This is a genomic window from Rhizobium sp. NFACC06-2, assembly GCF_900101425.1.
In the GTDB taxonomy this organism is placed as follows: domain Bacteria; phylum Pseudomonadota; class Alphaproteobacteria; order Rhizobiales; family Rhizobiaceae; genus Agrobacterium; species Agrobacterium leguminum.
In genome coordinates, this window is the sequence record NZ_FMVA01000001.1 from 696,467 (window position 1) to 719,669 (window position 23,203).

Annotated in this window: 22 protein-coding genes; 11 read left to right on the top strand and 11 right to left on the bottom strand. The window is 59.2% G+C overall.

The genetic code is table 11. The features are described 5' to 3' along the window. Window positions 1–171 precede the first annotated feature (171 nt). Complete coding sequence (locus tag F3H58_RS03660; RefSeq protein WP_188128754.1) at window positions 172–369, top strand: hypothetical protein; 198 nt, start codon at window positions 172–174, stop codon at window positions 367–369. A gap of 32 nt (window positions 370–401) precedes the next feature. On the opposite strand, the gene F3H58_RS03665 is transcribed toward F3H58_RS03660, so the two are convergent. After that, window positions 402–1,247, bottom strand: coding sequence for an endonuclease/exonuclease/phosphatase family protein (locus tag F3H58_RS03665; RefSeq protein WP_149741229.1), 846 nt, complete (start codon window positions 1,245–1,247; stop codon window positions 402–404). Window positions 1,248–1,296: 49 nt separating this feature from the next. After that, window positions 1,297–2,757, bottom strand: coding sequence for a phospholipase D-like domain-containing protein (locus F3H58_RS03670; RefSeq protein WP_149741346.1), 1,461 nt, complete (start codon window positions 2,755–2,757; stop codon window positions 1,297–1,299). Window positions 2,758–3,003: 246 nt separating this feature from the next. On the opposite strand from F3H58_RS03670, the gene pdxY reads away from it, so the two are divergent. Both pdxY and F3H58_RS03680 read left to right on the top strand, forming a co-directional pair. After that, window positions 3,004–3,879 carry a pyridoxal kinase PdxY gene (gene pdxY, locus F3H58_RS03675; protein WP_149741230.1) on the top strand — a complete coding sequence of 292 codons (876 nt, stop codon included), beginning with the start codon at window positions 3,004–3,006 and terminating at the stop codon, window positions 3,877–3,879. Window positions 3,880–4,054: 175 nt separating this feature from the next. Continuing rightward, the gene (locus tag F3H58_RS03680) at window positions 4,055–4,696 is read left to right on the top strand and encodes a carbonic anhydrase (protein WP_149741231.1); all 642 of its coding nucleotides are present in this window, start codon (window positions 4,055–4,057) and stop codon (window positions 4,694–4,696) included. 177 nt (window positions 4,697–4,873) lie between these two features. Here F3H58_RS03680 and F3H58_RS03685 read toward each other — a convergent pair whose 3' ends face one another. Together F3H58_RS03685 and F3H58_RS03690 are read right to left on the bottom strand one after the other, a co-directional pair. After that, window positions 4,874–5,689: a lytic murein transglycosylase gene (locus F3H58_RS03685; RefSeq protein ID WP_003522625.1), complete on the bottom strand. Its 816-nt coding sequence runs from the start codon at window positions 5,687–5,689 to the stop codon at window positions 4,874–4,876. 221 nt (window positions 5,690–5,910) lie between these two features. After that, the gene (locus F3H58_RS03690) at window positions 5,911–6,945 is read right to left on the bottom strand and encodes an aspartate-semialdehyde dehydrogenase (protein WP_003522626.1); all 1,035 of its coding nucleotides are present in this window, start codon (window positions 6,943–6,945) and stop codon (window positions 5,911–5,913) included. Window positions 6,946–7,453: 508 nt separating this feature from the next. Here F3H58_RS03690 and F3H58_RS03700 point away from each other — a divergent pair. The 3 genes from F3H58_RS03700 (at window position 7,454) to F3H58_RS03710 (ending at window position 12,574) form a co-directional block, all read left to right on the top strand. Continuing rightward, window positions 7,454–9,337 carry an MFS transporter gene (locus F3H58_RS03700; protein WP_188128755.1) on the top strand — a complete coding sequence of 628 codons (1,884 nt, stop codon included), beginning with the start codon at window positions 7,454–7,456 and terminating at the stop codon, window positions 9,335–9,337. A gap of 197 nt (window positions 9,338–9,534) precedes the next feature. Then, window positions 9,535–11,109, top strand: coding sequence for a Re/Si-specific NAD(P)(+) transhydrogenase subunit alpha (locus F3H58_RS03705; RefSeq protein ID WP_149741232.1), 1,575 nt, complete (start codon window positions 9,535–9,537; stop codon window positions 11,107–11,109). Window positions 11,110–11,128: 19 nt separating this feature from the next. Next, on the top strand, window positions 11,129–12,574 hold the full coding sequence (locus F3H58_RS03710) for an NAD(P)(+) transhydrogenase (Re/Si-specific) subunit beta (RefSeq protein ID WP_149741233.1): 1,446 nt from the start codon (window positions 11,129–11,131) through the stop codon (window positions 12,572–12,574). Between the two features lie 272 nt (window positions 12,575–12,846). On the opposite strand, the gene rutF is transcribed toward F3H58_RS03710, so the two are convergent. From rutF to F3H58_RS03745, 7 genes are all read right to left on the bottom strand, one after another. Further along, window positions 12,847–13,371 (bottom strand): NADH-dependent FMN reductase RutF, encoded by a 525-nt coding sequence (gene rutF / locus F3H58_RS03715; protein WP_149741234.1) that lies wholly within the window; start codon window positions 13,369–13,371, stop codon window positions 12,847–12,849. A gap of 26 nt (window positions 13,372–13,397) precedes the next feature. After that, on the bottom strand, window positions 13,398–13,988 hold the full coding sequence (locus F3H58_RS03720) for a malonic semialdehyde reductase (RefSeq protein ID WP_020810327.1): 591 nt from the start codon (window positions 13,986–13,988) through the stop codon (window positions 13,398–13,400). A 16-nt stretch (window positions 13,989–14,004) separates the two neighbouring features. After that, on the bottom strand, window positions 14,005–14,796 hold the full coding sequence (rutD, locus tag F3H58_RS03725) for a pyrimidine utilization protein D (protein ID WP_188128756.1): 792 nt from the start codon (window positions 14,794–14,796) through the stop codon (window positions 14,005–14,007). 13 nt (window positions 14,797–14,809) lie between these two features. After that, entirely contained in the window at window positions 14,810–15,196 is a 387-nt protein-coding gene (gene rutC / locus F3H58_RS03730) for a pyrimidine utilization protein C (RefSeq protein WP_004443491.1), read from the bottom strand. A 26-nt stretch (window positions 15,197–15,222) separates the two neighbouring features. After that, window positions 15,223–15,963 (bottom strand): pyrimidine utilization protein B, encoded by a 741-nt coding sequence (rutB, locus tag F3H58_RS03735; protein ID WP_060723695.1) that lies wholly within the window; start codon window positions 15,961–15,963, stop codon window positions 15,223–15,225. Continuing rightward, window positions 15,960–17,051, bottom strand: coding sequence for a pyrimidine utilization protein A (gene rutA / locus F3H58_RS03740; protein ID WP_149741235.1), 1,092 nt, complete (start codon window positions 17,049–17,051; stop codon window positions 15,960–15,962). Before rutA ends, rutB begins: the two co-directional genes overlap by 4 nt. 460 nt (window positions 17,052–17,511) lie before the next feature. Next, window positions 17,512–18,123, bottom strand: a complete 612-nt coding sequence (locus tag F3H58_RS03745; protein ID WP_065655579.1) for a biliverdin-producing heme oxygenase — start codon at window positions 18,121–18,123, stop codon at window positions 17,512–17,514. Window positions 18,124–18,428: 305 nt separating this feature from the next. On the opposite strand from F3H58_RS03745, the gene F3H58_RS03750 reads away from it, so the two are divergent. The 5 genes from F3H58_RS03750 to F3H58_RS03770 all read left to right on the top strand — a co-directional run bounded on the left by F3H58_RS03750 (window position 18,429) and on the right by F3H58_RS03770 (window position 23,202). Next, the gene (locus F3H58_RS03750) at window positions 18,429–19,313 is read left to right on the top strand and encodes a dihydrodipicolinate synthase family protein (RefSeq protein WP_149741236.1); all 885 of its coding nucleotides are present in this window, start codon (window positions 18,429–18,431) and stop codon (window positions 19,311–19,313) included. A gap of 21 nt (window positions 19,314–19,334) precedes the next feature. Continuing rightward, window positions 19,335–19,991, top strand: coding sequence for a GntR family transcriptional regulator (locus F3H58_RS03755; RefSeq protein WP_149741237.1), 657 nt, complete (start codon window positions 19,335–19,337; stop codon window positions 19,989–19,991). Between the two features lie 105 nt (window positions 19,992–20,096). Then, window positions 20,097–21,428 (top strand): ABC transporter substrate-binding protein, encoded by a 1,332-nt coding sequence (locus F3H58_RS03760; RefSeq protein WP_149741238.1) that lies wholly within the window; start codon window positions 20,097–20,099, stop codon window positions 21,426–21,428. After that, complete coding sequence (locus F3H58_RS03765) at window positions 21,428–22,366, top strand: carbohydrate ABC transporter permease (protein WP_065655583.1); 939 nt, start codon at window positions 21,428–21,430, stop codon at window positions 22,364–22,366. Before F3H58_RS03760 ends, F3H58_RS03765 begins: the two co-directional genes overlap by 1 nt. 14 nt (window positions 22,367–22,380) lie before the next feature. Next, complete coding sequence (locus F3H58_RS03770; RefSeq protein WP_031233854.1) at window positions 22,381–23,202, top strand: carbohydrate ABC transporter permease; 822 nt, start codon at window positions 22,381–22,383, stop codon at window positions 23,200–23,202. Window position 23,203: the final 1 nt, after the last annotated feature.

Below are 23,203 nucleotides of genomic sequence, written 5' to 3' on the forward strand. Positions count from 1 at the left end.
ATACTTAAGCAGAGATCACACTTATATTGCGCTGCATTAAACTGACAAAAGGCAATATATCCGCAAGGGTAAACCAGCGCTGAAATAAACAATGATATTTTATGCTTTATATTTCGTGGTAATTTTCGAGATCAGGGTGATTCGGACTAAATGATTTAGTTCAGGGGCGACATGATGGAGCAGGATTACGAGAACTGGGCAACCACCGTTGCCTATTCGATTGTGATGCATGAGGGGCTTGATCTCGCCCTTTCCGCGCAGAATCTGGACAGGGGCAAGACCCGGAACAACCGGGAGCGGCTGATGGAGGCCATTCGCACATCATTGCTCGAAGCGCGCTCGCGTAGCGGTCATTTGACGACGGCGTGAAGGACTGTCAGCGCGCCGGATGGGACAGCGGCTCAGGCCGGAAGCAGATCTGTCCGCACCGCCGCCTTCAACGGCAGATGGTCGGAGGCGATGCGCGCCAGCACGCTGTCATGTGCTTCCACCTGCTCGATCAACCCTTTACGATTGGCGATGATCCTGTCGAGCGCCAGCACCGGCAGGTTGGACGGAAAGCTCGGCACCGCCGGCGGCAAAGCGCCAAAAGCATCCCGGAACGTATTGAGCGACGACCCGTTGCCGAGACGCCATTCGTTCAGGTCTCCCATGAGAACGGTCGCGCATTCGTTGCGCGCTTCGAGAAGGCTGATCAACGCTTTCGCCTGCTGGGCGCGGGAATGTCTGAGAAGCCCGAAATGGGCGGCGATGACCCGCAGCGTGCCGCCCCGCTTTAGATCCAACTCCACGACGAGCGCGCCGCGCGGCTCCAGCCCCGGCAATTTCAGCGTATGCACATCCCTGACCGCCCCTTCTTTGAACAGCACGACATTGCCGTGCCAGCCATGCGCCTTCACGCCGGCCTGCACTGGCACGGGAATGAGGCCGCTTTCCCGCTCCAGCCGGGCGAGATCGAGCAGGCCCGTGCGCTCGCCGAAACGGCTGTCCGCCTCCTGAAGGGCGATGATGTCAGCGCCGATTTCCTGAATGACGCGGCTCGTGCGGTCGGGATCGAACTTGCGGTCGCGGCCGACGCATTTATGCACATTGTAGGAGGCGATGACGGGGAAGGAATGGTCTTTCGTCGCTGGCGCCGCATTCTGGCGCTGGCGGCGGTCGCGCAGCGACTGCAGGACGAAGGCGGACAGGCTGGTGTTTTTCGTCAAAGCCGTTTTTTCATCATCCAGCAAACCGTTCTTTTTCACGCGTTTATGCCTCCGGTCTCGCGCAGCGCCCTGTCGGGCCCACCGCACTCTAAAGATAAGGCGAAGCGAGCCACAGGACACGCTCCACAAAACGGACAACGAATGGCCGCGCATTCAGTTCGCTGAGCCGCACGGGCAAGGCGGTTGCCCGTGCATCCCGGATGCGCTCGCCGATTGTCGCGGCGAATTCCTCATCCATAACTTCGAGATCGATCTCAAAGTTCAATCGCAGCGAACGCGGATCGAGATTGGAAGAGCCAATGTAGCTCCAGCGCCCGTCGATCACCAGAAGCTTGGAATGATTGAAAGCCCCCGTCGCCCGCCAGATGCGGCAGTAATTCCTCAACATCTGGTCGAACTGCGCCGTCATTGCCCTGTCGACAAGCACCAGATTGTTACTTTTGGGCACGATGATATCGACAACAACTCCCCGCCTTGCTGCGGTAATGAGTGCCGAAATAAGCTCCCGATCGGGGAGAAAATAGGGCGACATGATGAGAATGGAGGAGCGCGCAACGGAAAACGCGCCCATCAGCATCTTGTGACTGGTCTCGATACTTTTGTCCGGCCCGGAGGAGCAGACGCGGGCAACGATCTGCGAGCCCGGCAAGCCATCGGGAATGGCGATATCCCAGACCGGCGCATCCAGAAGCTCCCTTGTCGTGAAGCGCCAGTCCTCCGCCGCGATGGAAAAAAAATCCGATACGACCGGCCCGGTGATCTTGAAATGCGTATCGTGCGACTGGCTTTCGCCGCCGAATTCCTGGGTGAACCCCTCGCGGATATTCATGCCGCCGCTAAACGCGATGCGCCCGTCCACCACAAGGATCTTGCGGTGGGTGCGCAGATTGGCATAGGGCAGCCGCAGCCCCATGATGACATTGCCGTTGAAGACGTCGCAGACGATGCCCTTTTCCCTGAGCGTCGGCAGGATGCTCGGCACCGAATAGCGCGCACCCACCGCATCCACCAGCACCCGCACCTCCACGCCACGAACCTTCGCCCTTTCGAGTGCGGAGACAAAGCGGGCGCCGATCCGGTCATTGTCGAAAATATATGTTTCGAGAATGATCGACCGTTTCGCCTCGTCGATGGCCCCCAGCATGGCGGCATAGGCGGCATCCCCCGTCACCAGCGGCTCTATGCCGTTGCCTGTCGTCAGCGCATGGCGCGTCACCCGGTCGCCCAGCGTCTTCATCGCCTCGAAACGGCGTCCGAAGCGCGCAGCGATCATGTCGCCGCTCGCATCCAGACGCGCCACGCGATCCATGATCTCGTCCTGCATGAAGGACCGCTGCTGCGTGATGTTCGAACGGCGAATGCGGTTGATGCCGGCAATGGCGTAGATAACCGCGCCGACGATCGGCGACAGCACGATGACGCCCACCCAGCCCAGCGCGGAACGCACTTCCTCCTTCGTCATCGTGGCATGCACGGCCGCCACGGTTCCCATCAGGATGGAGAGAACGGCAAGGATATGCGGCCAATAGGCAATGACGAGATCGAGCATGATGCAACTATAGGGCATCGGCTCAAAAAGTGTAACGCGGTTTTCGGAGAACCCGATGCGCAAACAAAAATATAGAGTACTTCGGCAATCCCGCAACGAAACGAGCATCACGCCATGCTTTAGCGGGACAGACCCTTGCGGGATTAACGGTGGAAACCGGTCTTGCGATATGTCATGAGAGCGCATCTCGATCTCTGGCAGGGGCACTTGCGGGCCTCTGCGGCATTTGAAAGCAAGAAGGCCGTGATGCAGGAAAATACACAGGGCGCCGTCATCGTCATTTCCAGCCACGTCATGCGTGGATCGGTCGGCAACCGGGCAGCAGTGTTTGCACTGGAGACGCTGGGTTATCCGGTCTGGGCGGTGCCCACCATCGTCATGCCCTGGCACCCCGGCCATGGCCCGTCCACCCGCATGCGCTTTCAGGACGACGATTTCGACAAGGCCATGACCGATCTCGAAAACGCCAAATGGATCGGCGAGGTCAAGGCTGTCCTGACCGGTTATTTCGGCAGCGCCGCGCAGGTGCGCTCCGTCGCAAGGCTGATCAGCAATCTGAAGGAAAAGAACCCGTCGCTGATTTACGCCTGCGATCCGGTCATGGGCGATCTCGGCGGGCTTTACATTCCGCTCGAGACCGCAGAAGCCATCCGCGATCACCTCATCCCGCTTGCCACTGTCGCCACGCCGAACCGTTATGAACTCGCCTGGATGAGCGGCGCGGAGCTCGAAACCAACAATGCCATCATGGATGCCGCACTTGCGCTGGGTCCGCCGAAAATGCTGGTCACCTCAGCCGTCCCAATGATGACGGGCGGCACCGGCAATCTTTATCTCAGCGGCCGACACGCGCTGCTTGCCGAACATCGCGCCATCGAAAATGCACCGAACGGTCTCGGCGACCTGATGTCGGCGCTGTTTCTCGCTCGCCTTCTGGAAGGCATGGATGACGAAAAGGCGCTGCAGCTCGCAACCGCCAGCGTGTTCGAAATTCTGGCCCGCACCAAAAAACGCGAGATGAACGAACTGACGCTGGAGACGGACTCTTCCAGCCTCTCCACACCCATGGCCATGGTGCAGATGCGTCATCTCTTGCATCCTTCGCGCAGCAAGCGCAAATAGCGGCTAGAGCATTTCCAGGAAAAGTGGCCCTCGGTTTTCCGTCCGGAAATGCGACAAACAAGGAGTTGGAGCGATTTCGCGGTTCGAAGAAAAGCGAAAATGCTCCAAAGGATTGGTCTTCAACGCACCGAGTTCTTTTCTTGATCTCGGTCCAACCACAACGGTACTGCGATAGATGAAAGATTTTCCGGAAACCCTTCTCAACGGCTACAAGAACTTCATGAACGGTCGCTATGTCGACGAGCGCGAAAGATACCGCGTTCTGGCCGACACCGGACAGAAGCCGCAGACCCTGTTCATTGCCTGTTGTGACTCCCGCTCCGCGCCGGAAACCATTTTCGACTGCGGACCGGGAGAGCTTTTCGTCGTCCGCAACGTCGCCAACATGGTGCCGCCCTTCGAGCCGGACGGCCAGTACCACGCCACCTCGGCGGCCATCGAATATGCCGTTCAGGTTTTGAAGGTGAAGGATATCGTCGTCATGGGCCACGGCCGCTGCGGCGGCATTCAGGCTGCACTCGACCCCAATCTCGAGCCGCTCTCCCCCGGCGATTTCATCGGCAAATGGATGAACATGGTCAAGTCGGCCGCCTCGCAAATTCAGAGCAACGACGTGATGACAGCTTCCGAGCGGCAGACGGCGCTGGAACGCGTTTCCATCCGCAACTCCATCGCCAACCTGCGCGGTTTCCCCTTCGTCAAAGCGCAGGAAACCGCCGGTAAGGTGAAGCTGCACGGCGCATGGTTCGATATTTCGACCGGCGAATTGTGGGTTATGGACGGCAAGACGGGTGATTTCCGTCGCCCGGATCTGTGATTGGCAGGTAATAGTTACCAGTCAAATTCAACGCTCGTCACCCCGGACTAGATCCGGGGTCCAGCGCGATCAAGTCCTTGATCGCCAAAGACTCTTTCACGGCGCGGACGCGCCGTGACTGGATGCCGGATCAAGTCCGGCATGACGGAAGTGGGAATTCGCGCGTGGAAAGCGGCCTTATTGGCCGTCGATCGCCTTGCCTATGAAGGCAATCGCCTGCTGGTAGACGCTTGCGGCGTTCCAGCCCTGGATGGCGGCGTAGTTTGCCTGTCCCTGCTGATAACCGGCGCCGCGCTGCCAGCCATGACCGACGAGGAAGTTCGCGGTGGAAGCCAGCGCGTCGGCGCGCGAACCGACGAGATCGATACGGCCGTCGCGGTCGAAATCAACGCCGTAACGCACGACGTTCAGCGGCAGGAACTGCGTCTGGCCGATTTCACCATGGGCCGCACCCTTGGCGTTGACGTTGAGCGAACCGCTGCCGACGAGCTTGAGGGCCGCATAAAGCTGCTCGGTGAAATAATCCGAACGACGGCAATCGAAGGAGAGCGTCGCCACGGCGGAAAGCGTGTGCTGGTTGCCCATGAAGCCGCCAAAGCCGGTTTCCATGCCCCAGATGGCCAGAAGCGGACCGGCCGGCACGCCATAGGCGCGCTCGATGGAAGCAAAGAGAGAAGCGTTGTTCTTCTTCATGGTCTTGCCGCGCGAAATGATCGTCTGACCGCCGCGCTTCTGCATGAATTGTTCGAAGGAGAGCTTGAAGCTGTGCTGGCCGCGGTCTGCGCGGATCGTCGCCTGGTTGTAGGAGACGCCGGAGAAGGCACGATCGAGCACCGAGGCGCTGACGCCGCGGCCCGCCGCTTCCTGCTTGAAGGCGCCGACCCAGGCATCGAAGCCCGCCGAAGTGTTGCCGCATTGCGCAGCCATAACCGGCGTCGCTGCCAGAACCGAAACCATGGCCACACCAGCCAGAATTACCTTCATTGCCCGCATCAAAATCTGCCTTCGATATCCTTTGGGGAATTTTTCCCGAGAACCAAACCGTCAATACTGTATGATTCAGGTGCCAAAACTGTCTTTTGGCGGCCTAAATTGCCTTTCGGCAGCAAGGCCTGCAAATAAACTGGCCGTGATCTCGCCAATTATAAAACCCGCCTGCCCCACACAGAACAGACGGGTTATACTTAACGAACCTTAAAAAATCGTATCGTTGATCAGGCAGCCGCCTTGCGCGGCTTGATGAAGCCACGATTGATCAGCAGTTCGGCGATCTGGACGGCGTTAAGGGCAGCACCCTTGCGCAGGTTGTCAGAAACAACCCACAGGTTGAGACCGTTTTCGACCGTCGCATCTTCGCGGATACGCGAGATGTAGGTCGCGTCCTCACCGGCGGATTCAACCGGGGTGATGTAGCCGCCGTTTTCGCGCTTGTCGATGACGAGGCACCCCGGCGCTTCGCGCAGGATGTCGCGCGCCTGATCGGCGGTGATCTCGTTTTCGAACTCGATATTGACCGATTCCGAATGGCCGATGAAGACCGGAACGCGCACGGCCGTGCAGGTGACCTTGATCTTCGGATCGAGCATCTTCTTGGTTTCGGCCAAAACCTTCCACTCTTCCTTGGTGTAGCCGTCTTCCATGAAGACGTCGATATGCGGAATGACGTTGAAGGCGATGCGCTTGGTGAACTTCTTGGCTTCCACCGGATCGGCCACGAACACGGCGCGGGTCTGCTGGAACAGCTCATCCATGCCTTCCTTGCCGGCGCCGGACACCGACTGGTAGGTGGAGACGACAACGCGCTTGATCTTGGCGAAGTCATGCAGCGGCTTCAGCGCGACGACGAGCTGTGCCGTGGAGCAATTCGGGTTGGCGATGATGTTCTTCTTGGTGAAGCCCGCAACCGCATCGGCATTGACTTCCGGAACGATCAGCGGAACGTCCTGGTCGTAGCGCCATGCGGAAGAGTTGTCGATGACAACGCAGCCCTGCTGGCCGATCTTCGGCGACCACTTCTTGGAAACATCGCCGCCGGCCGACATCAGGCAAATATCCGTGTCGGAAAAATCGTAGTTCTCGAGGTTCGAGACCTTCAGCGTGCGGTCGCCATAGGAGACTTCCGTGCCCTGCGAGCGGGCGGAAGCGAGCGGCACGACTTCATCGGCGGGGAAACCGCGTTCGGCCAGGATATTGAGCATTTCGCGACCGACGTTGCCGGTGGCGCCTGCAATTGCAACTTTGAAACCCATGATCAAGCTCTCTTTCTGTCTCTCCTCTTTTTGGTGAGGTGGGAACCCGCATCAAATCGCGGCTTCCTCGATCCCCAGCCAAACCGGGGAGAGAGCGGTGGCCAGAGACGTTAGACGGTTTTAATCGTCGTTTTGGCCGTAATTCGGGTAGAATGAGAAAGGCGCGGATCATCGCCGGCGGATTGTGCCGGTCCTTCCATGACGAACATGTCTGCAACATGCATGCGCAAGGTGATGCTCCTTCTTCGCGAGAAGCTATTAGAAGGTTTCTCGGTTGTGTCAAGAAAAAAGGCGCGTTTGGAGGCGTCTTGCGCAAGCCGTAAAATCGGCCTCGCGACATTTTCGGGACGCCTTGCATTAGACTAAAGTCATAATCCGAAAGCATCGCTCTTATTGCGGTTAATTTTCTGTCACTCTGACACTCCGCGCATTGCACCCTTATGGGGAGTCCGGAGGAGAGAGATGGGCTCCGCAATGCGCCAATTGGGACATCTGTGGAGGACAGACAATGGCAGATATTGCAGCCGTGAGCGGCGCCGCCCGTCCAATGACGGGTGAAGAGAAGAAGGTGATTTTCGCCTCTTCTCTCGGAACAGTCTTCGAATGGTACGATTTTTATCTGTACGGCTCGCTCGCGATCTATATCGGCGCGAACTTCTTCAGCCAATATCCGGAAACGACACGCAACATCTTTGCGCTGCTGGCCTTCGCTGCCGGCTTCCTCGTGCGCCCCTTCGGCGCGCTGGTATTCGGCCGTCTGGGCGACATTGTCGGCCGCAAATATACCTTCCTAATCACCATCCTCATCATGGGCGTTTCGACCTTCCTCGTCGGCGTCCTGCCCGGCGCATCGCAGATCGGCATTGCCGCTCCGATCATCCTGATCGTTCTGCGCATGCTGCAGGGTCTGGCGCTTGGCGGTGAATATGGCGGTGCGGCAACCTATGTTGCCGAACATGCACCGAACGGCCGCAGGGGCTATTACACCTCGTGGATCCAGACGACGGCGACGCTCGGCCTGTTCCTGTCGCTGGTGGTCATTCTCGGCGTGCAGTTCGCGCTCGGCAAGGAAGCCTTCGCCGCCTGGGGCTGGCGCATTCCCTTCCTCGTCTCCGTTCTGCTGCTCGGCGTATCGGTCTGGATTCGTCTGAAAATGAACGAATCTCCGGCCTTCAAGAAAATGAAGGAAGAAGGCAAGACATCCAAGGCGCCGCTCAGCGAAGCTTTCGGCCAGTGGAAGAACGCCAAGATCGCGCTCATCGCGCTTGTCGGCGCCGTCATCGGCCAGGCAGTTGTCTGGTATACGGGCCAGTTCTACGCGCTGTTCTTCCTGCAGAGCATCCTGAAGGTCGACGGCCAGTCCGCCAACATCATGGTAGCGGCAGCACTCATCCTCGGCACCAGCTTCTTCGTCATCTTCGGCTGGCTTTCCGACAAGATCGGCCGCAAGCCGATCATCATGGCCGGTCTCATCCTTGCCATGCTGACCTACTTCCCGCTGTTCAAGGCACTGACATGGGCGGGCAACCCGGCGTTGGCGCAAGCGCAGTCCACCGTTCGCGCCACCGTGACCGCAGCCCCCGGCGACTGCAAGTTCCAGTTCAACCCGACCGGCACGGCGAAATTCACCACATCCTGCGATATCGCCACCTCGTTCCTGACGCGCAACTCCGTGCCTTACGACGTGGTTGCGGGCACAGCCGGCCAGCCGGCCACCGTGAAGATCGGCGATGCCACCATTACTAGCTACGACGCGGCTGCCGCCGGCGCGGATGCGGCAGCCAAGGACAAGGCCTTCCAGAAGCAGGTCAACATGGCGCTTCACGATGGCGGCTACCCGCTGGTGCGCGGCGCGGCGCAGGTGCCGGACGCGAAACTGGATGCCTTCATTGCCGCCAATCCGGAGCTTAACCTCAATGCGGAGGCCGTTCGCGCTGCCGACAAGAAAATGGTCGCGACCGACAAGCTGGTGGCGGACAAGCTGCTGACACCGGCAGAAGCCGCTGGTGCCGCGGAAATGGCTGTCTACACCGTAGCCGGCGGCGGCACCTTCTCCATGGTGGCCGATCCGGCCGCCGTGAACTGGGTCGTCATCATCGCGGTACTGACCGTCCTCGTCATCTACGTAACGATGGTCTACGGCCCGATCGCGGCCCTGCTGGTCGAACTGTTCCCGACCCGCATCCGCTACTCCGGCATGTCGCTGCCATACCACATCGGTAACGGCTGGTTCGGCGGTCTTCTGCCCGCCACCGCCTTTGCGATGAGCGCGGCGAAGGGCGACATCTATTACGGCCTCTGGTACCCGATCATCTTCGCAGGCATCACGCTGGTCGTCGGCCTGCTGTTCCTGCCGGAAACCAAGGATCGCGATATCCACGCCATGGATTGAGCCATACCCTGTTTGACATTTTCGGAACCCGGCGCTGAAGCGCCGGGTTATTTTATTGCGCGGTAGGTCCGCATATCGAACAAGACTGTCGCAGCGGGCTGTCATTCCGTCGCAGGCAAGACAAAATCAATATGGAGACAAAGCCCCCCTGAATAGGTTATGACCCCCCTATATTATCAGGCAGAGGGAGAGCCATTTTGAGAATCGGGACACCTAAGGAATTATATGAGGGCGAGGCGCGCGTCGGCATGACGCCCGACAGCGCCCAGGCATTGCAGAAACTCGGATATGATTGCATTCTTGAAACCGGTGCAGGCAAGGCGGCGGGTTTTTCCGACAACGCCTATCGCGCAGCCGGTGTAACGATCGTCGACAGCGCCGATGCGCTTTACGCCGGTTCCGACATCATCGCCAAGGTTCGTCCGCCGGAAACGTCGGAGATTGATCGCCTGTCTTCGGACAAGACGCTGATCTCGTTCTTCTATCCCGCCCAGAACAAGGACCTTCTGGAGCAGGCGAAGGAAAAGGGCGCAAATGTCATCGCCATGGACATGGTGCCGCGCATTTCCCGTGCCCAGAAGATGGACGCCCTGTCCTCCATGGCCAATATCGCCGGTTATCGTGCGGTCATCGAGGCCGGCAATAATTTCGGCCGCTTCTTCACCGGCCAGGTCACCGCCGCCGGCAAGGTGCCGCCCGCCAAGGTGCTGGTCATCGGCGCAGGCGTTGCCGGTCTTGCCGCCATCGGCACGGCCACATCGCTCGGCGCCATTACCTATGCCTTCGACGTTCGCCCGGAAGTGGCCGAACAGATCGAATCCATGGGCGCGCAATTCGTCTATCTCGATTTCGCCGACCAGCAGCAGGATGGCGCGGCCACCGGCGGTTATGCCGCCCCCTCCTCGCCGGAATTCCGCGAGAAGCAGCTCGAAAAATTCCGCGAACTCGCGCCGCAGATCGATATCGTCATTACCACGGCGCTCATTCCGGGCCGCGACGCCCCGAAACTGTGGCTCGCCGACATGGTGGCGATGATGAAGCCGGGTTCGGTCATCGTCGACCTCGCTGCCGAACGCGGCGGCAATTGCGATCTGACGGTTCCCGACCAGCGCGTCGTCTCAGAGAATGGCGTCATCGTCATCGGCTATACGGATTTCCCGAGCCGTATGGCCACGCAGGCCTCGACGCTCTATTCCACCAACATCCGCCACATGATGACCGATCTGACGCCCGCAAAGGACGGCAAGCCGGTTCACAACATGGAAGACGACGTCATCCGCGGTGCGACGGTCACCTATCAGGGTGAAATCACTTACCCCCCGCCGCCGCCGAAAATTCAGGCGATTGCCGCGCAGAAGCCGAAGGAAAGAGCAAAAGAACTCACGCCTGAGGAAAAGCACGCCAAGGAACACGCGGACTTCAAGGCGCAGACGAAAAGCCAGGTCGGCCTGCTCGCCGTCGGTACTGCGATCCTGCTTCTGGTGGGCGCTTTCGCACCGGCAAGCTTCATGAGCCACTTCATCGTTTTCGTGCTGGCCTGCTTCGTCGGTTTCCAGGTCATCTGGAATGTCAGCCATTCGCTGCACACGCCACTGATGGCGGTGACGAACGCGATTTCCGGCATCGTCATCATCGGCGCATTGCTGCAGATCGGTTCCGGCAACTGGCTGGTGGTGATCCTCGCCTCGCTTTCCGTCCTGATCGCGACGATCAACATCGTCGGCGGTTTCCTCGTGACACGGCGCATGCTCGCCATGTTCCAGAAGTCCTGAGCCGTGTAGGGGACATTCAATGACCATTGGTATCGTTTCCGCGGCCTATGTTGCCGCAGCCGTTCTTTTCATCCTTTCTCTTGGCGGCCTTTCCGGACAGGAAAGCGCCAAACGCGCCGTCTGGTACGGCATTGTCGGCATGGGTCTCGCCATCGTCGCCACCGTCTTCGGCCCTGAGATCAGCAAGGGCGTCGGGCAGTGGCTCGTGGTGCTGCTGATGCTGGCGGGCGGCTCCGTTCTCGGCTACTTCGTCGCAAGCCGCGTGCAGATGACCGAAATGCCGCAGCTTGTTGCAGCCCTTCACTCCTTCGTCGGCCTCGCCGCCGTCTTCATCGGCTTCAACGCCCATATCGAGGAAGCGCATGTCGCCTCGCTCGATGAGACCGCGCGTTCGCTGCTGACGGGCTTTTCCGCCATTCTCGCCCACAAGACGCCGGTTGAACTGGCGATCATGAAGGTCGAGGTCTTCCTTGGCGTCTTCATCGGTGCAGTCACCTTCACTGGTTCGGCCGTCGCCTTCGGCAAGCTTGCCGGCAAGGTGGACGGCAAGGCGAAGAAACTGCCGGGCGGGCATCTGCTCAATGCCGGCGCTGCGATCCTGTCGCTGGTGCTGCTCATCATGTATTGCAACGGCGCCGGCGCATGGACGCTGGTGCTGATGACGCTTGCCGCCTTCTTCATCGGTTATCACCTGATCATGGGCATCGGCGGCGCCGACATGCCTGTCGTCGTTTCGATGCTGAACAGCTATTCCGGCTGGGCTGCGGCGGCCATCGGCTTCACGCTCGGCAACGATCTCTTGATCGTCACCGGTGCGCTGGTCGGCTCCTCGGGTGCGATCCTCTCCTACATCATGTGCAAGGCTATGAACCGCTCCTTCATCTCGGTCATCCTCGGCGGCTTCGGCGGCACGACGGGTCCGGCGATGGAAATCGAGGGCGAGCAGCTGGCGATCGACGCCGAAGGCGTGGCCGCAGCGCTGAATGACGCCGACAGCGTCATCATCGTTCCCGGCTACGGCATGGCGGTGGCGCAGGCGCAGGCCGCGGTCTCCGAACTGACCCGCAAGCTGCGTGCCGACGGAAAGACCGTGCGCTTCGCCATCCATCCGGTCGCAGGCCGTCTTCCCGGCCACATGAACGTGCTGCTGGCCGAGGCCAAGGTGCCTTACGATATCGTGCTGGAAATGGACGAGATCAACGACGACTTCCCCAATACCGACGTCGTCATCGTCATCGGCTCCAACGACATCGTCAATCCGGCCGCCCAGGACGATCCCAACTCACCGATTGCCGGCATGCCGGTTCTGGAAGTGTGGAAGTCCAAACTGGTCATCGTCTCCAAGCGCGGCCAGGGCACGGGTTACTCCGGTATCGAGAACCCGCTGTTCTACAAGGACAATACCCGCATGTTCTACGGCGACGCCAAGAAGTCGATCAACGATCTTCTGCCGCTGATCAAGTAAATGAAAAGGGCGTTCCCGGGAGGCCGGAAACGCCTTCGAATTTCCGAGAAACGACGATACGTTTCGTCCGTCATGCCGGACTTGATCCGGCATCTAGCCACGGCGCGTCTGCGCCGTGAAAAGAGTCTTTCGCGATCAAGGACTTGATCGCGCTGGACCCCGGATCTAGTCCGGGGTGACGGTGTGCGGATGCTACGGCCGCGCCAAACGGAACCGTTCTGCGGGACTTTGTCGACAGACTGCCGCCACTTCGAACTTTCAAAAGACCGCGCTCAAAGCACCCGGTAACGCCGGTTGAAATACATCAGCGCCTCATCGCCCGCATTGATCTTCATATCCACAACCTCGCAGATCAGAATATCATGCGTGCCGCCGTCATGCGCCTCGCGGATGCGGCAGTCGAAAGAGACAAGCGCGTCCTCCAGAACCGGCGCGCCGGTTTCGAGCACACCCCAGCTCGCGGCGGCGAAACGCTCTTCCGCTGGCGTCTTGCCGCCGAAAAGCGTGCTCAGCACCTCGTGATGAGCGGCGAGCGTGTTGACGCAGACGACGCCATTGGCCTTCACCACCCTGTAAGCGGAAGAATTGCGGTTGAGGCAGATAAGAAGCGTGGGCGGATTGTCGGAAACGCTGCAAACCGCCGTCGCTGCAAAGCCTGCACGGCCTGCCGCCCCGTCCGTGGTGACGATATTGACCGCCGCACCGAGCCGCGCCATGGCGTTTCTATAATCGAGGCTGCGCTGCTCAGCAGTCTTCGTCTCCATTTCCGCTTCCTTTTCAAGAGACATCATCTGCATCTAACCCATCCTTCCTTAACAGGCCATCAAGCCAGCACACAGGCGTCTTCGAAGCCAAGGCGGGGCAACCGTCCGAAAAGCTTCGACGGATCGCCATAGCCGAGATTGATCAGGAAATTGGACTTCCACGTCGTGCCTGCGAAAAACGCCGTATCCACCTTGCCTTTGTCGAAACCGGACATTGCCCCGGTATCCAGTCCCAATGAGCGGGCTGCAAGGATGAGATAACCCGCCTGGAGCGTGGCATTGCGGAAGGCTGTCTCCTCGGCCACGGCCGGGCTGGAGGTGAACCACGAACGGGCATCGGCATGCGGAAACAGCATCGGCAGTTTCTCGTAAAATTCGCGATCGATGGCGGCGATCACGGTGACGGGTGCTGCCATGGTCTTTTCGAGATTGCCCGAAGAAAGCGCCGGCCGCAGTTTTTCTTTCGCTTCCTGGCTGCGCACGAACACGAAACGCCCCGGCGAGCAATTGGCCGAGGTCGGACCCATCTTCGTCAGATCGTAAAGCTCTCTCAGCGTCTCGTCGCCGACCGGCTTGTCAGCCCAGCCATTATGGGTGCGCGCCGCGGTGAAAAGTGCTGCAAGTGCCTTGTCGTCGAGTGCTGTCGTCATTGTCCTAAAAATCCCGTCAGAATGTTCGTGTTGCCGGTAGCAGAAACTGCAAAAGCCGAGCATTGAAAAGGTCAGCTTCAGTAATATTGACCGCATGCGCCCCGAAATCGAGAAGGCAGAGTTCCCCCTGCGGCAAACCCTCAGCGAGACGCATGGAGCGGGTGTAGGGCACCAGAAGATCGTCTTTCGTCCCCACCACCAGAACCGGATTGCCGATCTCGCCGAGGCGACTATCGACGTCAAAGGCCCTCAGTGCCGCGATGCGCCGAAGCACATTCCCCTTGCCCTGAAAATGCGCGACGCCATGAGCATCGTCCCGCGCCAGCCGCTCCTGATGTTCCGACATCCAGGCGGCCGGATAAAGAAACAGCGGCTGGGCTTTGACGAAAGCCTCAACGCCGGATTTCTCCAGAAGCTCGATCCGCACATCGAAGCAGCGCCCGGAATGCGGATCCGCCTTGCTCCAGGCATTGATGAGAACGAGCCTGTCGATAAGGCCGGGCCTGCGCAGCGCGATATCGAGGCCGATCAGACCGCCAAGCGCATGGCCCATGAAGTGGAATTTCTCGATGTTCAGCGCCGAAACGATTTCCAGCACATCATCCGCCATCGTCGATATGCCGCCACCCAGCGGCACCTCGCCACCGGTCCTGCCGGTTCCGCGATGATCGTAGGTGACGATCCGGAAATGATCGGAGAGGGCTTCGATCTGCGGCGCCCAATAGGCGCCCGATCCGCCCAGTCCCGATGACAGCAGGATTGTAGGCGCGTCAGGATCAGTCCGGCCATGAACCTCGAAATGCATCATCTGCCGTTTCGCCCTATTTGCCGATATGGGCGACGGTGGCGATTTCCACCAGCGCGTCTGGCTTTACGAGGCCGCACTGGATGCAATAACGCGCCGGCTTGTCGCCGGGGAAATATTCGGCATAGACCGTGTTGACGGCCTGGTAATTCGCCCAGTCGGTGATGAAGATATGGTTCATCGTCACGTCTTCCATCGTGCCGCCGGCGGTTTCGATGACCGACTTGATGGTTTCCAGAACATGGCGTGTCTGGGCGCTGGCATCGCCCACATGCACGACATTGTTGTCCTTGTCGAAGGGCAGCGTGCCGGACACGTAAACCACGCCATCGGCAAGTGTTCCCGGCGAAAAGGGAGCGATGGGTTTGCTGGTGCCAACAGGTACGATGATCTTTTTCGGCATTTCGTTCTCCTCTTTGTTTTTCTCAATCAATCGGTGACGGGTGCGGCCTGCGATATGACACCGCAGAAATCATTGACGGTGGCCACCCAGCCGAAAAACTTCTCGACATTGTAGACCGTCGCCTGCTGGATATAGTCCGGCCCCAGATGATGGGTAGCATCCTCCAGCATCACCCCGAAATATTCGAGGTGGAAGGCGTCCCGCAGCGAGCTTTCCACGCAGACATTGGTGGCGATGCCGACAAAGACCAGATTGCGGATGCCGCGGGCGCGCAGCACGCTATCCATATTGGTGTTGAAGAAACCGCTGTAACGCGTTTTCGGCACCAGAATATCGCCGGGCTGCGGTTGCAGCTCATCGACAATGGCGTAGTCCCATGTACCCTTGGCGAGCAGCTGGCCCTGCAGTTCCGGCCTTTTGCGCATGGTCTTCAGCGCATTGGACTTGTGCCAGTTGGGCGAACCAGGCCCGCCCGCCTCGACATAATCCTTGTCCCAGCCATTCTGGAAGTAGATGACCTGAACGCCTGCCGCCCGCGCCGCATCCAAAGTCTTCTTGATGTTGGCGATGGTCCCCTTCGCCCCTGATATATCGAAACCGGCCAGATCGACATAACCGCCCTCGGTGGAATAGGCGTTCTGCATGTCGACCACGACAACGGCGGTCTCGCTGGGTTTCAGAGTAATCGGCTCCGGCCTTGCGGGAAGCGTGACACTTTCCGAGCGGCTTTCCGGGCCCTTGTAACCTGCCACGACGGCTTCGCTCATTCCGCTGCCTCCAGTGCCGCTTGAACATGCGCGCGGCTCTTCATCAGCGGCTGCACGTATTTGCCGAATTTTTCGACCCCTTCGAGGAAATCATCAAAGGTCAGCATCACGCCGCCCGTCCCCGGCACCTCGCTCATTTCATCCAGCATGGCCGCCACTTCCTCATAGGAGCCGATCAAGGTTCCCATGTTGATATTGACCGCAGAGACGGGGTTGGACATATGCCGGACATTGGTGTCGGAGCCTGATTTGGTGTCGACGGCGCTCTGCAGGCCGAGCCACTTGATCGCGTCCTCATCGGCACCTGCCTTGTAGTGTTCCCACTTCGCCCAGGCATCCTCGGATTTTTCCTCGGCAAGGATCATGGTCAGCACGACGGATTTAACCTCACGGCCGCTCTTTTCCGTTGCCGCCAGAAGCCGCTCATTGGTGGGCGCAAAGGCCTTTGGCGTGTTGACACCAACGCCAAAGCAGAAGCTGTAATCGGCGAACTTGGCCGAAAACGCCATGCCGGAATTGGAAGAACCGGCGCAGATGAGCTTCACATCACCCTGCGGCACCGGCTTCATGCGGCAATCATCCATCTGGAAGAACTTGCCCTTGAAATCCGACTGACCTTCCGTCAGCAGCTCTTTCAGCACTGTCGTATATTCGCCGAGATACTCGTAACGATCGCCGAAATAATCGTCGCCCGGCCAGAGGCCCATCTGGCTATATTCCGGCCGCTGCCAGCCGGTAATGAGGTTGATGCCGAAACGGCCACCGGAAATGGAATCGATCGTCGTCGCCATGCGGGCAACGATCGCCGGCGGCATGACCAGCGTCGCGGCGGTGCCGAACAGCTTGATCTTTGACGTGACGGCGGCAAGGCCTGCCATCAGCGTGAAGGATTCCAGATTGTAATCCCAGAATTCGGTCTTGCCACCAAAGCCGCGCAGCTTGATCATCGAAAGAGCGAACTCGAAACCATATTGCTCCGCCTTCAAGGTGATGGCCTTGTTCAGGTCGAAGCTCGGTTTGTATTGCGGCGCGTTTTCTGACAGCAGCCAACCATTGTTCCCGATCGGGATAAAAACACCAACTTCCATCTTGCTGTTCCCTTTTTTGCATCAGGTGTCTCCTGACTTGGCAAAAGAGTAGCAGGTTCTGTGCCAGACCAAATAAAATAATTTTATCAAATGGATAAAATTTTGGAGGCGAATTATTTTTACCAAAAGATAAAAATTTTATCATTCGATAAAATTATTTGCCTGTTTATTCGGCAAATATCGAACGCAATCTGTGGGAAATGGGCGGCTCTTATATCGGTCGCGGAGCGTTGCGCGGCGTCCGAAAACCTCCCCTCCGTCATGCCGGCCTTGAGCCGGCACCAGCCACGGCGCGTCTGCGCCGTGAGAGGAGCCTTTCGCGATCAAGGACTTGATCGCACTGGACCCCGGATCAAGTCCGGGGTGACGGTGCAGGGATTTTACGACTCAATCGAACACACACGTGCCACGGGGCACGTCTGCGCGATGAGAACAACAATCGCAAAGCTATGCCGAAATCTCAGGCGAGGCGTTGCCGCGCATAGGCATGTACGGCCCGGAAAGCGGCTTCCGCACCGGCGATGACCCGCTCTTCCTCTTCGACCGTCAGCGAAATTTCATCGAGCGCGGCGGTGAAAGTGCGCCAGTGCAGGCCGCGTCCTTCCGGAGCGCCGGCCAGATGGCGTGCGCCGAAGTCTTCATTCAGACCAAGCTTGGCCGCATCCTTCAGCAGGAAAGCAGCGCCCAGATTGGAGCCTTCAACCACATAAAGCCAACCCATGGCCTCGGGCAGATCGAACGGCGTTTCACCGGTGAAACGCGGCTCGGCCGTTTCGGGAATGGCAAGACCGAGATCGGCAAGGTCCTGCTCGATCATGGAGAGACGGCGGCGGCCCTTGAGATCAGGAAGCAGGCCATCGAGCGTCGCATTGGAAAAGAAGACATCGAGGTCACGATGGAAAAGATATTGCGTTTCCACGAATTTGCCGAAGTTCTCCCGGCTCTCGAACGGCTTCGATGCCATGATGAAGGCATCGAGATCGCCATGCGCGCCGCGCGTCGCAGCTTTCAGGCGCTTGACGCGGCTCTGCTCAATGTCTGCTACAGGCGCTGACGGCTCCGCAATGGTCATGGTGATGGTCCCTTTATCCCTAATATTCAGATTGCTGATAAAAATCTTTACTCCAACAGTCAAATTTATTTTCGCATTTGTCCGCTCGCCCTGCAAAGGGCATAAGCCCGCTGTCGCCAAGGTAAATCAACCTCCCTGCCCCTGTACAACCCTTCCGCACGAACGCCTCGCAGCATTGGCGCTCAACGCACGACGAAGCGAATTCCTCGATTCCCATCGTCCGAACAATCAAACTGCAATTACCTCTTTACAACTAACATGTCAGCGCGTTATCAATGCGCAATCACCTTCGAGGAGCATCTTACTTGACCCAGAAATTTGGCCTTTCGGCAGCCCTGACCACTCCTTTCAAAAAGGACGGAACGGTCGATATCGACGCCATGATCGCCCATGCCCGACGCTGCCTTGAAAATGGCTGCGACAGCGTCACACTCTTCGGCACCACGGGCGAAGGATGCTCCGTCGGCAGCCGTGAACGGCAGGTCATTCTCTCCCGCTTCATTGAGGCGGGCATTGCGCCTTCCCGTCTAGTCACCGGCGTTCTGGTGGATTCCATCGAAGACGCCGCCGACCAGTCGGCCGAGGCCCTGAAGGCCGGCGCCCGCAATATTCTGCTTGCTCCGCCCTCCTATTTCAAGAATGTCGGCGATGACGGCCTGTTTGCCTGGTTCTCGGCGGTGTTCGAAAAGATTGGCAAGGGCGCTCGCGACATTCTCGTCTACAACATCCCTTCCGTGACCATGGTGACATTGTCGGTCGAGCTGGTTGGACGGCTGAAAAAGGCATTCCCCGGCATCGTCACCGGCGTCAAGGATTCCTCCGGCAACTGGAGCCATACCGAGCGTCTGCTGAAAGAACATGGCGATCTCGCCATCCTGATCGGCGATGAGCGCGATCTGGCGAAGGGGGTTCGCCTCGGCGGCCAGGGCGCGATCTCCGGCGTCGCCAATTTCCTGACACAGGAAGTCCGTGCCATGGCCGTCGACGGCAAAGACGACAAGCGCGTCGAAGATCTTGTTGTGGAACTTCTGAAATTCCCGGTTACGCCAGCGGTCAAGGTGCTGGTATCACACACGACAGGGGAAAATATCTGGTCGGACGTGCGCGCACCGCTCGTCGCCATTTCACCCGAGGACCGGCGGCAGATCGAAGGCGCGTTCGATGCGCTGTTTCGCAAACAGGCCGCCTGAACAGACCTTGAAAGGTTGAGCATGGAAGATACCGGCGAACAGACATTGCGGGAACGGGCGTATGAGAGCTTTACGCATCACCTTCTCGCGCGCGACGTTCGCCCGGGGCAGTTCATCTCGCAACGCCGCCTCGTGGAATTGACGGGTCTGCCGCTGGGGGCGATCCGGGAGGCCATTCCGCGGCTGGAGGCGGAAGGGCTGATCAAGACCGTGCCGCAGCGGGGGTTGCAGGTCGCCCATATCGACCTCAACCTCATCCGCGAGGCGTTCCAGTTCCGCATCTTTCTCGAAAAGGAGGCCGTCGCGCTCTTTACCCGCTCGGCCTCCGACGAGGCCATCGCAAAGCTTTTAAAACAGCATCGCGATATTGCTGAAGCGGCTGAAAACGGCGGGGAATCGCCGGAACTGGACGAGCATGCGCAGCAGGTGGACTGGGGCATGCACGATGCCTTCATCGATGCGCTCGGCAATTCGATCATCTCGAACGCCTACCGGGTCAATTCCATCAAGATGCGCCTCATCAATCAGGAGCGCTTCCGCATTGCCGGCCATGTGAAGTCGGTGATGAAGGAACATCTCGCCATTCTCGAAGCCATCGAGAGGCGATCCGTCGAAGACGCCGTGGAGCGGCTGACCGCCCATATCCGCAACGCAAGGGACAGGGCGCTGGCAGTTTAGGGTAATTCCGGCAGGGACTGAAGAGGGTCCCGCGCCGGGATTGCAGGAAAATAAGCAACAAGCCGGGGTGAGGAGAATTTCCGGCTAATCTGGAGGAGAACTGACATGACGCATTCATTGCTCAACCCCACGCGTCGCGCCTTTCTGGCAGGCACGGCGGCGCTTGGCGGCGGCGCGATGCTCGGCATTCGCCCGGCATCGGCAGCGGTGAACTGGAAAAAACACGCCGGCACCACGCTTGAGGTCAATCTCGTCAAAAGCCCGCGCAGCGAAACGCTGATCAAATATCTCGGCGAATTCGAAGAGCTGACCGGCATCAAGGTCAATGCCGAAGCCACCCCGGAACAGCAGCAGCGCCAGAAGGTCGTGATCGAGCTTTCCTCCGGCAAGCCGAGCTTCGATGTGGTGCATCTGAGCTACCACGTGCAGAAGCGCCAGTTCGAAAAGGGCAAGTGGCTGGCCGATATCAGCGGCTTCCTGAAGGACCCGTCGCTGACCGATCCATCCCTCGCTGAGAAGGACTTCGCTGAGGCCGGCATGCTGTTTGCCAAGGATAGTGACGGCGTGCTGCGCTCGCTGCCCTTCTCGGTGGATTACTGGATCGTCTACTGGAACAAGGAGCTCTTCGAAGCTAAGGGCCTGAAATACCCTGAGACCTTCGAGGAACTGGTGGCGGCGGCGGAAAAGATCACCGATCCCGCGACCAACACCTATGGTTTCGTGGCGCGTGGCCTGAAGAATGCCAATACCCCGGTCTGGACCTCGCTGATGCTGGGTTACGGCGCAAAGCCCATCGGCGCGGATGGAAAGGTCAACACCGAATCCAAGGAAGCGGTGGAAGCCGCCAAGCTCTATCAGCGCCTGATGACCAAGGCCGCCCCTCCCGGCGTCTCCGGCTTCAACTGGGCGGAAGCGCAGTCGGCCTTCCTCCAGGGCAAAATCGGCATGTGGTTCGATGGCGTCGGTTTTGCGCCGCCAATCGAGAACCCGGAAAAATCCCGCGTGGTCGGCAAGGTCGGTTACGGCGTCATGCCGAAGGGCCCGGCAGCGCAGGCCGCCGGCACCTTTGGCGATGGTCTCGGTGTCGTCGAGGCCAGCAGCAAGAAGGAAGCCGCTTACCTCTTCTGCCAATGGGCGATCTCACATGAAATGGGCGCGCGACTGCTGCAGGCGGGTGCCGGCGTTCCGTTCCGCCAGTCGATCCTCGAGGACCAGAAGGTGCGCGAAGGCGTGAGGATGCCGGCCGCCTGGCTGGATGCGGTCGTCGGTTCCGGCAAGGTCTCGCAGCTTGCGCTGCCCGTCATCATTCCGGTGACGGAATTCCGCGACATCTACGGCGTCGGCCTCACCAACATGATCGGCGGCGCGGATCCCGCAGCCGAACTCAAGAAGGCGACGGAACAGTTCGCTCCCGTTCTGGCGCGTAGCGAGGGATAATGGCCTCCGTGAGCATCGAAAACACCAAAACAGGCGTCAGCCGGAAAGAAGGGAGCAGGCCCGCAAGGCTTGCTCCCAACTACTGGCCCTTTGTCATACCGGCACTTGTCGTCATATCAGCCGTGATCGTTTTTCCATGGGTGTTCACCCTCTGGATGAGCGCACATCGCTGGACGCTCGGACAGGAGCAGAGCTTTATCGGTTTCGAGAACTACATCCGGCTCGCCAGCGACGCCCGGTTCTGGGAATCGCTCTGGCACACGCTCATCTATACCGTGCTGTCGGTCGTCGCTCCGCTATTCCTCGGAACATTGGCGGCGTTGGTTTTCGATGCGCAGTTTCCGCTGCGCGGTTTCCTGCGTGGCGTCTTCGTCATGCCGATGATGGCGACCCCGGTCGCCATCGCGCTCGTCTGGACCATGATGTTCCACCCGCAACTCGGCGTTTTGAACTATCTCTTGTCTTTCATTGGCATTGGCCCGCTGGAATGGATCTATAATCAGTCGACGGTCATTCCCTCGCTGGTGCTTGTGGAAACCTGGCAATGGACGCCGCTCGTCATGCTGATCGTGCTCGGCGGTCTCGCCGCCGTGCCGCGCGAACCCTATGAGAGCGCCGAGATCGATGGCGCCAATGCCTGGCAGAAGTTCCGTTATCTCACCATGCCAATGATCGCGCCGTTCCTGATGATCGCCGTCATCATCCGCTCCATCGATGCCGTCAAGAGCTTCGACATCATCTATGCGATGACTCAAGGGGGACCCGGCACCGCATCGGAAACCATCAACATCTATCTCTACAACACGGCATTTGCCTATTACGACATCGGTTACGGCTCGGCCATGGCCGTCGTCTTCTTCATCATCATCGTGGCGCTTTCCTTCGTGCTTCTGATGGTGCGCCAGCGCTCGCAGTGGAACGAGATGGAGGATCGCTGATGTCTGCAAAAATCCTGAAACGCAAGACGCTTGATCGCATCGGCCTGTTCTTCGTGGCGCTGGTGATGATTTCGCCGGTCATCCTGTTCTTCATCTGGATGATCTCGTTGTCGCTGAAATATGAAATCGACAACGGCGCCTATCCGCCGATCCTCATTCCCGAACGCTTTGCCTGGTCGAACTATGTGAAGGTGTTCGAGGAGAATAATTTCTTCCTCTATTTCTGGAATTCGGTCCTCGTCACCGGCGCCGCCACCATTCTGGCGCTCGTCATCGGCGTGCCGGCCGGTTACGGAATCGCAAGGCTGAAGGCGGAAAAATCGGCCGTCGTCATCATGATCGCCCGCATGACGCCCGGCCTCTCCTTCCTCATTCCGCTGTTCCTGCTGTTCCAATGGCTGAACCTGCTCGGCACGCTCTGGCCACAGATCATCATCCATCTCGTGGTGACGGTTCCGATCGTGGTCTGGATCATGATCGGTTATTTCGAAACCACGCCGAAGGAACTGGAAGAAGCGGCAAGCATCGACGGCGCGTCCTCCTGGCAGGTGTTCCGTCTGGTGGCGCTACCGATTGCCAAGCCCGGCATCGTCGTCTCCTTCATTCTGGCGGTCATCTTCTCGTGGAACAACTTCGTCTTCGGCATCGTGCTGGCCAGCCGCGAAACGCGCACCCTGCCGGTGGCGGTCTACAACATGCTGTCCTTCGAACAGGTCAGCTGGGGTCCGCTGGCCGCAGCCGCTCTGATTGTGACGCTGCCGGTGCTGCTGCTGACCATGTTCGCACAGAAACAGATCGTGGCGGGTCTCACCGCCGGCGCCGTCAAGGGCGGCTGAA